This window comes from Plebeiibacterium marinum, assembly GCF_026013615.1.
GTDB classification, from domain to species: Bacteria; Bacteroidota; Bacteroidia; order Bacteroidales; family Marinilabiliaceae; genus Saccharicrinis; species Saccharicrinis marinus_A.
The window spans coordinates 13,663-30,069 of sequence record NZ_JAPDPI010000055.1 but is presented as its reverse complement, the minus strand read 5'-3'; the positions used below and the strand labels follow the sequence as shown (position 1 = coordinate 30,069).

Here is a 16,407-nt window from a genome sequence, read left to right as displayed (position 1 = left end):
TTTGAAAATCATCAACGTCACAAATGTTTATAACATGTTAATTTATCAAGAAAATATTTATATTTTATTTTTACTCAAGGTTTCGAACACTAAAGCTCTTTGCCCTCCGCCCTATTGCTACTTGATACTTGCGCCTCAATACTCTTCCCGCTTTCCGGGTTAGGTTTTTTAGCAAAAAAAACTCATTTTTGCAGAGTTATACAAAGAAATTATGATGACCATATCAATTATTACGGCTACATACAATGCTGAAAAAACAATTGAAACAGCTATAAAGTCTGTATTAAACCAAAGCTACCCAAACATTGAATACATAATTGTAGACGGAAACTCCAGCGACAACACCCTTAATATTATAAATTCCTATAAATCAAAGATCCATCATATAATTTCAGAACCCGACAAGGGAATTTATGATGCCATAAACAAAGGAATACAGCTTGCAAGCGGAAACATTATTGGCGTTTTACATGCAGACGATGTTTTTTATAACGAAAAGACTCTTGAACAAATAGCCAATACTTTTTTAAATGAAGATTGCGATGCTACTTATGGAGACCTGCAATATGTAAATGCCTCAAATATTGAAAAAATCATCAGGTACTGGAAAAGCAGCATCTTCACTCCTAAACTTTTAAAAACGGGCTGGATGCCCCCTCACCCAACCTTATTCGTTAAAAAAGAGATATTTGAACAAATAGGAACTTACAACCTAAAGTATAAAATAGCAGCTGATTACGACTTTATTTTAAGACTGTTTTCGAACAGAAGTTATAAGTTCAAATATATTCCATCTGTGATTACACGCATGAGGGTTGGAGGTGCAAGTAATAAAAGCATTAAAAACATCATTCGAAAATCAAAGGAAGATATAGATGCCCTGAAACAAAATAATATTGGCGGCGTATTTATTCTTATTTGGAAAAACCTGTCAAAGCTACCTCAATTCTTTAAAAAATAATTGGTTAAGAAGTCTATAAAATGAAGATGAACAAATACGCACTTTATATAATCCTGACTTTTGTTTGCTACAGTTTTTTTTACTCAAACTCTAATGCTCAACAAATCAGCTATTACAACAACGAAACCTACAATCCTTTTAGCAAAACCATTTATAAACCCGGAACAAATTTCCATACTTCAGTTAAGCCATATAGCATAAATAAAATAAGTCAACTTACCAATGTTGATTCTTTAATTTATGATGGGATGAAAATGCCTTTGGGAAATGAAAATTTTTGGAAGAGGATATTCAAGGATCACCTGTTAAAATGGGAAAACAAAGATGTTTCCATCCGCATAAATCCTCTTTTTAATTTGGAGGCAGGAAAGGAAAATGAAGAGGGACAAAATACCTGGACCAACACCAGGGGTTTCTTTATTGAAGGTAACATTGGAAAACACTTTTATTTTTATACTGATGTATTAGAAAACCAGGCAGTATTCCCTAACTACTACGATAGTTTTGTACAAGACAGAAAGGTGGTACCAGGACAAGGGAAAACAAGAAATTTAGGAGAAAGAACCCATGACTATGCCCAGTCAACAGGATACATTTCCTTTAATCCTGCACAATGGTTTAATATCCAATTGGGTCAGGGGAAAAATTTCATTGGCGACGGACATAGGTCATTGTTGCTATCTGACGTATCATACAGCTATCCCTATTTAAAGTTCAGTGCAGAGTTTAATAAGGCACATTATATGGTAATGTGGGGCCAGCACAGGGATCTAAATATCGATTCTAAGCTAGAGAGTAACGACGCCAGATACCTTGACAAATACTCCGCAACTCATTATCTGACTATAAATGTAGGTAACCGTTTATCTGTTGGGCTTTTTGAAAGTGTAATATGGGCAGCTCAAGATACTATGGGCCAACGAAATTTTGACTGGGCTTACCTGAACCCAATAATATTTTACCGACCTGTGGAATATTCAATTGGTTCGCCGGACAATATGACAATGGGAGCCAACCTAAAATATACAATAGGCAAACACAATGTTTTATACGGACAGTTTGTTATGGGCGAATTTAAAATGGACGAAGTATTTTCAGGTAATAAATGGTGGGCAAACAAACAGGGATTCCAGCTGGGATTAAAATGTTTCGATTTATTTGCGATTAAAAACTTGTATTTCCAAACTGAGTACAACCAGGTAAGGCCATACACTTATTCCCACCGTGAAGTGATTACCAACTATGGTCATTATAACCAGGAATTAGCCCACCCATTGGGTGCAAATTTCAGGGAAAGTGTTTCCTTTTTACGATACAAAACCAAGAGGTGGCTTTTTAGTGCAGAACTGATGTATGCCATGTACGGGAAAGATTTTGATGACGAAGTCAGCTACGGTGGCAACATCTACCAAAACAACAATAAACGACCTGGCGATTATAACCATGAGATTGGTCAAGGACTAAAGACAAACCTTATATATTTAGATGCCAGCATCAGTTACCTTATCAATCCCCGTAACAATTTCAACATTGCCGTTGGAAGCAGGTTAAGAAAAGAAAAAAATGATCTGGAAGAAAATAACACACAAATGCTATGGTTTGCCTTAAGAACTTCAATAAAAAGCCTGTATACAGATTTTTAGGATCATAAGTTTTCGTGCATAGTATCAGCAAAAAAAACTCCTGAAATTTTTAAAACTCCAATCGCTAACCCCTAAAGGAGAAATCCCTCGCTCTATGCAGATTGACAGTCCCGTTAGAGCCTGTCCCAAACTTTTATTCGTGAGAGTCAGAGGGTGTGATGAGGGAAGAAGGTAGACTTTTCTTGCCAACACTACTTAGTCCATATTATCCTCATTTGAGATGTAATATTGTTCGGTTCATCCATTTATTTGATCACAACCAGTTAGGTAAGTATATTTTTGTTTTTGAATAGATACCTAATTATGTTTACATGAATCAAACGTTTGTTTTTTGGGCTCGCATTGCTATTACTATTATTGTTATCTCAACCATTACTTATTATGGCATTAAAGAGTTTAAGAAAGAGAATACAAAATAAGCAAACCTGATTATTTAATTTGTAATATTAATTATTGCTTGTACCCATTCATCACTTTCATTGAGACTTTCAACCAATTGCAACTTCTCTCCTCCTAACGATTTAAAATGAGACTCATACTCCCATCCGATTTCTACAATGGTTTCAAGACAATCTGTAACAAAAGAGGGGGCTACAACCAATATTTTCTTTTTCCCTTTTTTCAACAAAGATTCCAGCATGGCATCAGTAAAGGGCGACAACCAATTATTTGACAACCTACTCTGAAACGATACCGAATAAGAATTATTATCTACCCCCAATTGGGCGGCCATCAATCGTGTTGTTTCATAACAGGTAGCTTTATAGCACTCCTTCCCATGTAAAGGAAACTCTTTGTGGCAACTACAGGTATGGCTCTTCACTCCTGGATGAAGCTTGTTTACCTGCCTGTCTGGCAAACCATGATAGGAAAACAAAATATGGTCATAATTTCTGTAATCATACGATCTAATCTTTGAAACAAATGCTTCAATAAAGTCCGGATGGTTATAAAACTGTTTTACGAACCGCACCTTGTTTATATTTTGCATCCCCTTCAACATCTTGTTAACTGCACGCTCTGTACTCAATGTAGTTGATGTGGCGTATTGCGGATACATCGGCAGGACAATCAATTCATCACATCCACTTTTATCAATCTCCCATAACACATCTTTTATCGAAGGCGAACCATACCTCATGGCTGAATAGGTTGTAAACCCGGATTCATCACCTCTCTGGTTTAGTTTATCCACCAATTTATTTTGGTATACCAACAATGGTGATCCATCCTCTGTCCACAGCCTTTTATATAAATCTGTTGATTTATTTGTCCTGAATGGTACAATAATAAGATTAACCAGAATCTTACGTAACAACCAGGGAATATCAATCACCAACTCATCATTCAAAAACTCAGAAAGATACTTTTTCACCGCTTCTCTTTCCGGCTTTTCGGGAGTCCCTATATTTATTAATAAAAGAGCCCTTTTCATTCACTATAATTTATTTACTAACTGAACAGCCTGTTTCACACGATCTGCCATACCTATTCCATCCTTTATATTTCCGGCAATAAACAAACCCGGATACGCTTCCTCAATACTATCAATTGCCTGAAGCCTGGCTTCTGATAAGATATCATATTGGGGTATAGCATTCTGATATCTGTTTATCTCAAAAAAATCAGGTTCCTTAGTTTCTTTTAAAGTCTTTCTAATGGCCTCTACAACTATATTTTTTAACTCGTCATCTGTTTTATCAATCATATCCGGCCTCTTAACACCGCCAACAAAAACAGACAACAAGGCTCCCTCCCGGGGACAACGATCTCTGAACAATGACCCGGAAAATAAAACTCCCAAAACAGCCTGATTCTCAATAGTAGGAACCAGGCCACCAAAAGCTTTAACAGGATTACCTTCCCATTTCTTATATCCCACAGCAACTTTTACAACCTTAGCATAACTGGTGTTAGAAACTTTATCCATTTGGTCAAAACTAACAAAAGGCAATATATCTGCCAGAGCAGTTCCCCCAAAGGTTGTAACTACCTTACCACTGGATATTTTAGTTTCCTCACCATTACTTTGATCAGAAAATGTGGTTATAAAACCATGTGGTTTCACCTCTACCCCCGCATTATCAGCACCACAAAACACACTATCCTCAGGGATATTCTTCTCTAGTGCCTTTATTAAATTACCTAATCCTCCTTCAACAGAAAACACTTCACGAGTTACTTTCTTTTGCAATTCGGTTTTGGGTTCTTTCTTCTTTTTAATGGCTCCTTTTATAAAACTTCCATAATCCTGCTCCAGGTAATATAGTTTTGGCATTGCAAAACGGGTAACCAACTTTGTTGCATCCCCTGCATATATACCAGATATAAAAGGATCTACGGCATAATCCAGAAAGCTCTTCCCCATCCTGCGAATAACCATATCCGACAAGGTTTCGTTCGGATTATTCCCTTTTTTCCGAAATGGTTCACCTAATATCCTGAACTTATCCTTTAATGAAAATAAAGGAGTTTGAATCGCAGAAAACAAACCGGAAGGGAGTGCTTCCCATTTATTCCCCTTTAAAATCCATCTTTCTTTGGCTTCAGGGTTGGTCAATTCCAGTTTGCAATCACTTTGCAGGTCCTCGAATAACTGCACCAATTCCTCCGAGCCAAGCACACCTGTTGTTGGCCCTTTTTCATAAACAAAACCATCAACATTTCCAGTATTAATCACCCCTCCTACTTTATCATTCCGCTCTATCAATGCAACCTTTTTCCCCTTTTTAGTAAGATAATAGGCCAAGGTTAACCCGGTTAATCCCGCACCAATAATTACAACATCGCATTTTATATCTTTCATTATTAAAGGGATTTTGAATACATTCTTTGATTATTATTTAATGCGGGGTCTAAAGCAGCCACAATATTTCTAATATATAAACTTCCGTTTTCTGTTATTTTTACTTGATTATCATCAAATTCAATCAAACCATCTTCTTTAAATCCCAGCAATTTTTCATATGAATACAAAACAACCTTTTTCACCTGTATATCAGAAATATCAAAAGTATAGGCAACATTCAACCAATTAACAAATTTGTTGCACATCAATTCATTAATAACCATCCTGATTATTTTTTGTTCAAATGATACCTCCAAGCCTTTTTCAATCGGAAATTGCCACTGTTCTATTCCTGTTATATATGCTTTTAAATCTTTTGTATTCTGAGCATATCCACCACTTAACTGACTAATACCGGAAACTCCTACTGCATAAACCTGTCCTGTAGTTTTTTTTGTGCAATAACCCTGAAAATTCCTATGCAACTGATGTTCATTAAGTGCCACACACAATTCATCTTCGGGCAATGCATAATGATCCAATCCGATACTTACATAACCTGCATCTGTTAAAAGGTTATAAGCAGCCATAAACATATCCATTTTTTCATCTGCTGTGGGCAACCCCTTTTCTTCAAGTATCTTCTGGTTTTCTTTCATCCAGGGTACGTGGGCGTACGAAAATGTAACCAAACGATCCGGCTTAACTTCAATAGCCTTTTTAATTGTTGATGAAAAGTTATTCACATCCTGGCCGGGTAAGCCATAAATAAAGTCAAGGTTAATGGTTATTTGATCATCCTTACCTTTTATATAATCAACTATATCTTTTACAGGTAGTGCTGATGGTTTTCTATTCACATTTTCAAGAACTTCTGTATTAAAATCCTGAATCCCTATGCTAAACCTATTGAATCCAACCTCTAACAAAGCATCGATATATTTATAACTCAACAACGCAGGATTACATTCTATGGCAATTTCAGCATGATCCAACAAACCAAACTCTTTAAATATGGTTCGGTTAATTTCCTGAATAAACTCTGATTTGATAGCATTGGGAGTACCGCCCCCGTAGTGGATTTGAGAAACTTTGCGGGATTTGTCGATATATTTCGAAAGCATTTGTATTTCTTTCTTCACAGCTTCCACATATCCTGAAATCACACTTTGATTCTCCATTTTTAATGCATTGCATCCACAATAAAAGCAAATCTGTGCACAAAATGGAATATGGATATAAAATGCTATATGAGTGGGATTATCATGATTCGAACCCTCTATTAAAGCCACGTAATCGTTCTTGTTAAAATCACTTGTAAAATGATTTGCCGGAGGATAACTGGTATACCGCGGAACAGGAACATTGTATTTTTCTAATAATTGCTTATTAACTTCCATATTCAACTCTAAACTTGATACGGAGGCGAAATTACAAAAAATCCCCACCTGTTTACCAGATGGGGATACTTAATATAAATTATCTAAGTTTCATTCTGTACTGTGTCGCCATTCCCTGGCGGTTTCATACATGGCAATAACATTTTCCACTGGGGTTTCTACCTTAATCTTATGGCTTGGCCCCAGGATAAACCTACCACCAGGCCCCATAACATCAAGCAATTCTTTAACCCCTTGACGAACCTGATCAGCAGTCCCCTGCCGCAGCAACAACTCTTCATCCATAGCACCACAGAAAGTAATTAACTGCCCAAAGTCCTTTTTCAGTCCTTCGGGAGACATACCTGTTGCTCTGGTTTGAATCGGATCCAACACCTCAGCCCCTGCGCTGATAAATTTAGGAAGCAATTTACGCACCCCTCCGCAACTATGCATATAAAAATGCGCACCCATTTCTTTGGGCTTCCTTGTAAATGCATCAATAGAAGGTCTGATGTAATTATCCCAATGGTCGTTTCCTATAGTCAATCCCGACTGGCTGCCAAAGTCATCAGCAACCCTTATAAAATCTATCCTTTTCTGAGCAACTTCAAAGAACTCATCAACAAAAGAAGAATAAAATTCTATTACTTTATCGCAAACTGATTTGAAAAATTTAGGATGGGACATCATTACATCCATAAAGGTTTCACGTCCGATTAACCTTTGAACAATACGAAACAATCCCGGGGACGAATATCCCGGAGCAGTCATGATTGCATATTCATTGTAACGTTGTAATTGTTCTTCAAGAGAGGTAAAATCGAACAATTGATTTGTAGGCCAGTTAAAGTCATCTAGTGCTGCCGGATCTGTAACTCCTTCCAAAGGAAAATAATCTGCCTGCCAATACTCATATTCTCCTGTACTGATACGAGAATATCCAACTCCCCAAATATCCTTTTTCTTCTTGTTATCTTGATCAACGAGCTGAGGTCCTATATAATCAGGCTCTACCCAACGAAAATCAACATCCAGATATTCCAGAAGCTGATCACGATTAGTAAACCCTAAATAGGACATCATTTTCTCACCAAATTCCGGAGTATCCCAGTAAAAGAACGGTACTCGATCCGGAACCTCTTTGTTCAGAGCTTTTAACACTCTTTCTTTGTGGTTCATAAATGATGAATTTAAGCTATTGTTATCACAAGTTTTTCAAAGAAAAACCTTTCGAAATTAAAAAGTTTTTCCTTAAAAACAAAAAAATGATGTTAAATGATTGTATCCATCACATAAAAGCAACCCTCTTGCTACAAGAACCTTACAAAGAACGCTGCCTGACGGCTTCATAGATCAATATACCTGCTGCAACAGATACATTGAGCGAACTGATTTTACCCACTATCGGAATTTTAGTATCGGCATCACTAATTTTCATTACCTGCGCTGATACCCCCTTATCTTCAGCCCCCATAACTATTGCGGTAGGAACTGAAAAATCAACCTTAGTATAATTGTCCCTGGCCTTTTCGGTAGCTACTACAATCTGCAAACCTGATTTTTTGAGATAGTCAACTGCCTTGAACAAATTTTTAACCCTACAAACCGGTATATGCTGTAAAGCCCCCGCCGAAGTTTTTACGGCATCTGCATTAATGGGTGCCCCCCCTTTTTCAGGGATTACAATCATATCCACACCAGCACATTCTGCAGAGCGGGCTATTGCGCCCATGTTTCGTATATCAGTTACACCATCCAATACCAGTACCAAAGGGTTTTTCCCATCTTCAAAAACCTGAATCAACGAATTCTCCAGATCCTGATATGTAATAGCAGAAACAAAAGCTATTACCCCCTGGTGGTTTTTCCGGGTGGCCCTGTTAATCCTCTCTACAGGAACGGATTGCCATGATATATTGGCCTCTTTCATGGTCTCTAACAGCTCATCATACAATTCACCACGCAAACCTTTTTTCACAAGCACTTTTTCAATTTCCTTGCCTGAATTAATTGCTTCGATTACCGACCTGATACCAAATAAAAAATCACTCTTGCCTGCCATAATTTATAATATTTCAACATCACAAACACGGATGTTCTTTGTTATTTTATCCTAATTGTTTCTTTAACTCTTCAATACTTTCCAGTTGCTCCTGCATATTTTCCCATTCTGTCATCTTTGACTCCAATGCTGCAGTTTTCTCCTGGTATTTCTTTACAAACTCAGGATCACTGGCATTGACAACATCCTGCATCTGAACATCTAACTCTTCAATTGCTTCTTCCAAAACTGCAATTTCCTCTTCGCACTTATGAACTAACTGTTGGGCTTTTTTATGCTGCTTGCTAATCTCCTTACGCTCTTCATATGAAACCTTTGCCTCAGATTTCTTTTCGGCTTTAGCTTTTGAGGCATTACTCCCATTTTGCTTTGTTTTCTGCTCTAACTCCTTTAACGAATCCAGTTTTTTCCTTTCCAAAAATTCATAAATTCCACCAAGATGCTCTTTCATCTTTTTGTTCCTGAATTCATAAACCTTCGTTACCAACCCGTCTAAAAACTCCCTGTCATGAGAAACAACCACTACAGTACCGTCAAAATCCTTCACCGCTTGTTTTAGTAATTCTTTTGATCTTATATCCAAATGGTTTGTTGGCTCATCCAGCACCAAAAGGTTTACCGGCTCCAGCAACAACTTGACCATAGCCAAACGTGTTCGTTCTCCTCCTGACAAAACAGAAACTTTCTTCTCTACTGCCTCTCCGCTAAACATAAATGCACCGAGTAAATCACGTATCTTTGTCCTGATGTCTCCTACCGCAACATGATCAATAGTCTCCAAAACAGTCAGGTTTTCATCCAACAGATCAGCTTGATTTTGTGCAAAATAACCAATCTTTACCTGATGTCCGTGTTTCAACATACCGGTATAACTGATTTCATCCATGATCATCCTTGCCATGGTAGTTTTCCCCTCTCCATTCCGACCTATAAAGGCTACTTTTTCACCCCTTTCGATAGCATAATCAACATCCTGCAACACATTCAAATCGCCATAACTTTTCGACAACCCTTTTCCTTCAAGGGTTATGGTTCCTGAGTGTGGAGCTGGCGGAAACTTAATTTTTAGTGACGAATTATCAAACTCATCCACTTCAATCCTGTCTATTTTTTCCAGTTGCTTTATCCTGGACTGCACCTGCACCGCTTTAGTAGCCTGATAACGGAAACGTTCAATAAACTTTTCCGTATCCTCTATCATCTTTTGCTGATTTCTATAAGCAGCCAGCTGTTGCTCTCTTCTTTCTTCCCTTAATTTTAAATATTCAGTGTATGATGCCTTGTAATCATATATCTTACCCATCTGAATTTCAATTGTCCTACGGGTAATATTATCCAGAAAAGCACGGTCGTGGGAAACCAGAACCACTGCTCCTCCATACGACTTAAGAAAATCTTCAAACCATTGAATCGATTCTATATCTAAATGGTTAGTTGGCTCATCCAATAAAAAAACATCAGGTTTTTGTAAGAGGATCTTTGCTAATTGTATCCTCATCCTCCACCCTCCGGAAAATTCTGATGTCAATCTATCAAAGTCACTCCTTTCAAACCCCAATCCCTTTAAGGTCACCTCAATATCCGAGGCATAATTGCCACCCCCCAACAAACTCAAATGGTCATTCTTTTCTGATACTTTGTGGATTAAGTCAAGATATGATTCCGACTCGTAGTCGGTACGTGAAGCCAGCTGGTGATTGAGCTGTTCTATTTGCTCTTCCAGCCTTTTTAAATCGTCAAAAGCTTTTTCCACCTCCTCCCATACAGTACCTGTATCGTCATGTACCATATGCTGTGGCAGATATCCAATTTTTATATCCTTTGGAACAGAAACCGTACCCCTGCTGGGTGATTGTATTCCTGCCAATATTTTTAACAAGGTTGACTTTCCTGCCCCGTTTTTCCCTGCCAATCCTATTTTATCTTTAGGATTTACTAAAAAAGAAACATCATCAAACAAGGAAAATCCACCAAACTCTACGGCTAACTGATTTACCGATACCATGTATTATATACTAAATTATTTATGCCTTACAACTCCGTTCTTTCCACCTCTAATTCTTTTCCAAAACGGATTACATACAACCCTCTGTTATAGAGTCCTCCCCAGTTACCATAGCGTTCAAAATCAAAATTAAACTGAACCTGGTTGGCCTTATAATGAGGAAGGCAATACTCAAACTGCTTTCCATATTTTATTCTTGCATTTAAAAAATAGTAGGCCACATCATAACCCCAAATACCATATTTTGAATACTTGGCATTTCTTCCGGGCCTGATAAAAAATGGCGATACTGCAAACGGTTCAGTATGGTACCATTTTCTGTATTTCATAACAAAGTTCTTTGTTAGCTCGCTATTATAATCCAAAGCATATGAAGAAATGATCTCGGTATTCAAATTATGTACTTCCTCAGCGTTGATGGTCTGATATTTTAACCAATCCCCAAAACCGATTAATTTTACGTTTTTATCCGAGCCGTCAACAACACCATGCAGGGTAGTAATAATCTTTGAAATATCAGCCTCCTCAGGCGATGGTATAACCACGATATTAGGATGCGAATCATCCAAAAGGGCATCGATAGCCTGCACATCCTGTTCTGAAAAAGAAACTTCAAGATAATTGGGTTTCTGTCCCAATGGGATATACTTCAAATATATCTGATCTTTTAATTTATTACAGAATTGATTTTCAAGCGAACCGGGCTCTTTAGATTTTAAAACCAACACTCTTGAACCTTCGCTTTGCGAAGAAATATAACTCACATACTTATCATACACCAATGAATCAGGTGTATTTACCTGAATTAAATAAGGGTTCCTGTTAATCTCCGGATCTTTATTCGACAAGGGATAGATCATTTTTATCCCATTTTGGTATGAAAATTCAGAAACCAAAGACAAATTACTTGTAAAGGCCGGACCTATAATAAAGTCAACATTCTTTAATTCCGGTCTTTCCAAAATAGCTTTTACTTTATTGGTATCCGGGGCTGTATCATAGGTATACAATTCAATATTAACACCTTGTTTCTTAACAGAATCCAAGGCCATCAAAACACCTTCATAAAACTCCACAAACGATCTTGACCTGTTTGACAACACAGGCTCTTCCCTTGCCATTTCAACCTCTTCGTCATCTACTATTTTAGTAATAACATTGGCTTCTTTGGTTGCCGCCACATCAAAAGGCAACAACAAAGCAACAGAAATATTTTCTTTTGAGAGGGTATAATCATACAAGCCGCAATCCACAAAAACAGAGTCCCCCATATGAGTAACCATTTTTTCACGCACAACATCGTCCTCAACAAGTTCCTGTTCCTTTTTCCGTTTCAGATACTCTATGCCGGGTATTTTCAACCTCGAACCTTTTTTAATATTTGATAAGACCAGTGTAGGGTTGGCTTCTTCCAGATCTTCAACTTTAACCGAATACTTCCTGGCAATAGAATAAACCGTTTCTTTTCTTTTAACAACATGAGTAATAAAATCCTGTTGAGGGTCTTCTTTTGATTGCTCTATTTCAATTTCCGCTTTAGGAACCCTAACAACATAACCAACAGACAGATCATCCGGATTTAAATCAGGATTTGCCACATAAATAGCATTTTTGGCTACATTATACTTTTTACTCAACGAATAAAAGGTATCCCCGGTAACAATGCGGTGATAAATAAAATTCTCATCCTCCATTTTTTCCTTAACAACCTTTGGAGTATTAATGATTTTATCCTGGATGGCCTGTTTAGGTATCCTTATTTTTGTACCTATTTCGATAATTCCACTCTGTAAAGCCGGATTACTTTTAATAATCTCTGAAATGGATACATTATATTTTTTTGAAATCCCATATAAGGTTTCTTTCGGTTCAACCTGATGATAAATGTAATTTACTGTAGCTCCTCCATCTTTACGCTGGTATACGGGAATTTTAAAAATACTACCTATCAGTAATTTCTGATCTGCACCCACATTGTATTTCTTAATATCCTCAATGCTCACATTGTATTTTCTCGACAAATAGTAAAGAGTTTGTCCCTGATCTATGGTATGATAAATAAATTCTTTATCACTATCCTGTTGTACACCAGATTCCTTTCTGCCTTCAATAACAGGAATATAAAGCAAATCACCAGCTTTAAGGCCAAACAGAGAATTCGGGTTGGCATCATGAATTTCTTTTTGGGTAACACCATACTTTTTGGCAATCCGATAAAATCCTTCACCCTGCTGAACCTCATGCAAATAATATGTTTTCCCGGAAACAACAACCTTATCAGGCTCCTGGGCTGAAACGAAAGGTATATTTAATACGTAAAATATTATTATAATATATAAACAAGAAAATAGCTGATTCATTGTACGTGTATTTTTCGCCTTCAAAAATATAAAAACAGAACCATCAAAACAACGCCATCTGTTAGAATAAAAAAAAGTTGCTAAAACCAAATGTTTTAACAACTTTTCTATATAAAATTAATATCTAATATTACATTTTTATCTGAGCTTCTATTTCGAGCATCTGATTTTTAAAATCCTTATCTGTTTCCAGCAAGTTATTCACCTGCTTGCATGCGTGCAATACCGTTGCATGATCTTTTTTGCCAATTTTTGAGCCAATAGTTGAAAGCGATGAATTGGTCAGATTTTTCGAAAAATACATTGCCACCTGCCGCGCTTGAACCAGCTCTCTCTTTCGAGAGCGCGATTGTAAAGAGTCTACTTCCAAACCAAAGTAATCACACACAATTTGCTGTATATAATCAACACTTACTTCTTTTTGGGTTTTCCTTACCAATTTATCAACAATAGAAATTGCCACATCCATTGTTATTTCCCTCTTATTTAGTGTTGCCTGGGCCAACAATGATATTAGCGCACCTTCAAGCTCCCTTACATTGTGCGATATATTAGAGGCAATATACTCCAACACTTCCTTTGAAATATTAATTCCATCTTTGTATACCTTATGCTCCAGGATTGCAATACGTGTATTATAATTAGGAATCTGCACATCTGCAGACAATCCCCATTTAAACCTCGACAACAAACGATCTTCCATCCCTTTCATTTCCACCGGAGCTTTATCCGCAGTTAATATTAACTGCTTGCCGGTTTGATGTAAATGATTAAAAATATGGAAAAAAGTATTCTGCGTTTTTTCCTTACCTGCAAACTCTTGTACATCATCAATAATTAAAACATCTATCATCTGATAGAAATTGAGGAAATCGTTTTGAGTATTATTCCTTACCGACTCGGTAAACTGGGTCTGAAACTTGTTAGCATTAACATACAATACCGTTTTTTCAGGATAATATTTTTTAATATCGATACCGATTGCCTGAGCCAGGTGTGTTTTACCCAATCCTGAATTCCCATACAAAAACAATGGATTAAATGCTGTTTTTCCAGGATTCTTAGCCACAGCCATACCAGCAGACCTGGCTAACCTGTTACACTCACCTTCCACATGATTATCAAAACAATAATCCGAATTAAGCTGAGGATCAACATTTAACTTTTTAATGCCCGGAATTACAAAAGGATTCCTCACAACCGGTTTCTCTGTATTCATTTGCATGGATACAGGCCTGTTGCGCAAATCAGTTTTATTATTAGATGGTAAACGTTGTGTCAATGGTTGCTGATTCTTCTGATGCGGAGTATCAACAATAACACTATATTCCAATTTTGCCGAAGCACCCAGCTCCCTTCTAATGGTTTTTTTTAACAGATCAATAAAATGTTCTTCTAAATACTCATAAAAAAACGCACTAGGAACCTGTATAGTTAAAATATCATTTTCAACTTTTAGCGGTCTTATCGGTTCAAACCAGGTTTTAAAACTTATTTGAGGAATGTTATCCTTTATTACATTTAAACAATTATTCCATATTTTCTCGTAATTGGGCTTCATTTTCGTTTTTGTCTGCGAGGTATTTATGTTATATACTATTAATTTCCGAAAACAAAAATTGTGAAAAAAAATATGAAAAAAAAATATGTTTTCACTTGCTTTTCTGATTAATTTATTATTAACCTTATTTTTAGGGAATTAAGTTTTATGCAACTTATTCAACTGACATACTGTACATTACACCCATTGTTACAAATATACACTTCATTATATATTCCCTGTAATCAAAGGATTTAGCAGACTGGTCACTTTTTTCAACTTTTTTACCACAAAAACCAACACATAAAAATACTTAACTCCATAATCGCATTTGTAAATAGAAAACAAAAACTACATTACATCTTTAACCACCTTTACTTTCCCTCCTTCAAATGCTATGACCCTGGCCTCCGGGTACTGATCTATTACTTTATTTTTAAGCACCTGGATCTTCGAAAAATCACTATCCTCTCCAAGCGTATAAACAAAGTACTTCCCATCTCTGTCCTCTCCAATACATTCACCATCCAAAAGCTCCTTTCCCCTTAAGTCCAAAGGTTCTTTTGTTTTCTTCAATAACACTTTATATACAATAGCACCTGAATCATCTATAACTTTCGCCTTTCCCCCTCCAAAATTCACAGCACTAAAATGCACATATCTGCCTGGATTATGTCTCACATCAGCCAAAAGCCGGTCAAGGTTAACAGATGCTTCATTAAGGTTGTTATAAAGCTCCTTATTATTCAACAGCAAACCCAACGATCCTTCCTGGTCGTTTACCGCCTTTAAAACCCCATTAAAAGAAAGCATTGCACTATTCATTTCGCCAATTAACTGATCCACTTCTGAATTAGCCAATTTTCCCGATAGCGTTTCCACATTCGCCATAATCAAAGACAAGTTTCTGGCATTATTCTTCAAATCAACAGATACTGAATCAAGATTACTTAACATTTCCCCCACAGCACCATCAGCCTGAAGGTTTTTCTTTAATGCCAGACTCATATCATTCAGATTCTTCATCATACCTGCAAAATCATTAACCCCACTGGCAATCCCATCTTTGTTATCTTTATCAAACATATCATTCAGATTGGTCAGTACCGAATCAAATTTCACCACTAAGTTTTCTGCCTTATCTTTTAAAGGCAATACTTCCTGGCTCACCTGATCAGCCAGGCCTCCCATGATTGATGTCTTCATTGTATCGCTCGCCACCAATGCCCGCTTTGTATCTCCGTATAAAAAGCGAATACCCTTTGACCCCATCAAATCAAGACTATATATTTGAGCCACTGTATTATCCGGAAAATCAATATCCTTTTCAATAGCCATCACAACCACAACCTCGTCAGAACTTCCTTCTATAAAAGAAATGGTGCGAACAGATCCGATTTGAAACCCTTTAAAATATATAGGACTTCCTTCTGTCAGGCCATCAATCCTGGAATAAACACCATACAATTTATAACCCGGCATAAAAATATCTTTACCTTTTAAAAAGTTTATTCCCCAAACCAATAAAAACAATGCCAGCAATATGGTAAATCCAACTTTGACCTCTTTAGAAACTTTTATCATAATTAAACTTTATCATTAATCCATTTCAAAAATAAGAGAAATTTATTGAAACCCGCAATCCACACACAAATTCCACAGGATT

The 16,407-nt window shown here is 36.8% G+C and carries 11 protein-coding genes; 2 read left to right on the top strand and 9 right to left on the bottom strand.

All coding sequences use genetic code 11. The features are described 5' to 3' along the window. Positions 1 to 211: 211 nt before the first annotated feature. Entirely contained in the window at positions 212 to 961 is a 750-nt protein-coding gene (locus OM074_RS18855; protein ID WP_301202146.1) for a glycosyltransferase family 2 protein, read from the top strand. Positions 962 to 981: 20 nt separating this feature from the next. Next, positions 982 to 2,604 carry a hypothetical protein gene (locus OM074_RS18850; RefSeq protein WP_301202145.1) on the top strand — a complete coding sequence of 541 codons (1,623 nt, stop codon included), beginning with the start codon at positions 982 to 984 and terminating at the stop codon, positions 2,602 to 2,604. Positions 2,605 to 3,037: 433 nt separating this feature from the next. Here the strand turns inward: OM074_RS18850 and hemH are convergent, their stop codons facing one another. The 9 genes from hemH to OM074_RS18805 all read right to left on the bottom strand — a co-directional run bounded on the left by hemH (position 3,038) and on the right by OM074_RS18805 (position 16,325). Next, complete coding sequence (hemH, locus tag OM074_RS18845; RefSeq protein ID WP_301202144.1) at positions 3,038 to 4,039, bottom strand: ferrochelatase; 1,002 nt, start codon at positions 4,037 to 4,039, stop codon at positions 3,038 to 3,040. 3 nt (positions 4,040 to 4,042) lie between these two features. After that, on the bottom strand, positions 4,043 to 5,410 hold the full coding sequence (gene hemG / locus OM074_RS18840) for a protoporphyrinogen oxidase (RefSeq protein WP_301202143.1): 1,368 nt from the start codon (positions 5,408 to 5,410) through the stop codon (positions 4,043 to 4,045). 2 nt (positions 5,411 to 5,412) lie between these two features. Then, positions 5,413 to 6,792: an oxygen-independent coproporphyrinogen III oxidase gene (hemN, locus tag OM074_RS18835; protein ID WP_301202142.1), complete on the bottom strand. Its 1,380-nt coding sequence runs from the start codon at positions 6,790 to 6,792 to the stop codon at positions 5,413 to 5,415. A 90-nt stretch (positions 6,793 to 6,882) separates the two neighbouring features. After that, complete coding sequence (locus OM074_RS18830) at positions 6,883 to 7,953, bottom strand: uroporphyrinogen decarboxylase family protein (protein WP_301202141.1); 1,071 nt, start codon at positions 7,951 to 7,953, stop codon at positions 6,883 to 6,885. A 142-nt stretch (positions 7,954 to 8,095) separates the two neighbouring features. Continuing rightward, positions 8,096 to 8,836 carry a 23S rRNA (guanosine(2251)-2'-O)-methyltransferase RlmB gene (rlmB, locus tag OM074_RS18825; protein WP_301202140.1) on the bottom strand — a complete coding sequence of 247 codons (741 nt, stop codon included), beginning with the start codon at positions 8,834 to 8,836 and terminating at the stop codon, positions 8,096 to 8,098. A gap of 46 nt (positions 8,837 to 8,882) precedes the next feature. Beyond that, positions 8,883 to 10,841: an ABC-F family ATP-binding cassette domain-containing protein gene (locus tag OM074_RS18820; RefSeq protein ID WP_301202139.1), complete on the bottom strand. Its 1,959-nt coding sequence runs from the start codon at positions 10,839 to 10,841 to the stop codon at positions 8,883 to 8,885. A gap of 26 nt (positions 10,842 to 10,867) precedes the next feature. Then, positions 10,868 to 13,201, bottom strand: a complete 2,334-nt coding sequence (locus OM074_RS18815; protein WP_301202138.1) for a LysM peptidoglycan-binding domain-containing protein — start codon at positions 13,199 to 13,201, stop codon at positions 10,868 to 10,870. A 130-nt stretch (positions 13,202 to 13,331) separates the two neighbouring features. Further along, positions 13,332 to 14,762, bottom strand: coding sequence for a chromosomal replication initiator protein DnaA (gene dnaA / locus OM074_RS18810; RefSeq protein ID WP_301202137.1), 1,431 nt, complete (start codon positions 14,760 to 14,762; stop codon positions 13,332 to 13,334). A 330-nt stretch (positions 14,763 to 15,092) separates the two neighbouring features. Continuing rightward, entirely contained in the window at positions 15,093 to 16,325 is a 1,233-nt protein-coding gene (locus tag OM074_RS18805; RefSeq protein ID WP_301202135.1) for an MlaD family protein, read from the bottom strand. Between the last annotated feature and the right edge of the window lie 82 nt (positions 16,326 to 16,407).

Excerpts from the sequence above, each read along its gene's own strand:
- OM074_RS18855 (WP_301202146.1), top strand. The coding sequence starts at position 212 with ATGATGACCATATCAATTATTACGGCTACATACAATGCTGAAAAAACA.
- OM074_RS18850 (WP_301202145.1), top strand. The coding sequence starts at position 982 with ATGAAGATGAACAAATACGCACTTTATATAATCCTGACTTTTGTTTGC.
- hemH (WP_301202144.1), bottom strand. The coding sequence starts at position 4,039 with ATGAAAAGGGCTCTTTTATTAATAAATATAGGGACTCCCGAAAAGCCG.
- hemG (WP_301202143.1), bottom strand. The coding sequence starts at position 5,410 with ATGAAAGATATAAAATGCGATGTTGTAATTATTGGTGCGGGATTAACC.
- hemN (WP_301202142.1), bottom strand. The coding sequence starts at position 6,792 with ATGGAAGTTAATAAGCAATTATTAGAAAAATACAATGTTCCTGTTCCG.
- OM074_RS18830 (WP_301202141.1), bottom strand. The coding sequence starts at position 7,953 with ATGAACCACAAAGAAAGAGTGTTAAAAGCTCTGAACAAAGAGGTTCCG.
- rlmB (WP_301202140.1), bottom strand. The coding sequence starts at position 8,836 with ATGGCAGGCAAGAGTGATTTTTTATTTGGTATCAGGTCGGTAATCGAA.
- OM074_RS18820 (WP_301202139.1), bottom strand. The coding sequence starts at position 10,841 with ATGGTATCGGTAAATCAGTTAGCCGTAGAGTTTGGTGGATTTTCCTTG.
- OM074_RS18815 (WP_301202138.1), bottom strand. The coding sequence starts at position 13,201 with ATGAATCAGCTATTTTCTTGTTTATATATTATAATAATATTTTACGTA.
- dnaA (WP_301202137.1), bottom strand. The coding sequence starts at position 14,762 with ATGAAGCCCAATTACGAGAAAATATGGAATAATTGTTTAAATGTAATA.
- OM074_RS18805 (WP_301202135.1), bottom strand. The coding sequence starts at position 16,325 with ATGATAAAAGTTTCTAAAGAGGTCAAAGTTGGATTTACCATATTGCTG.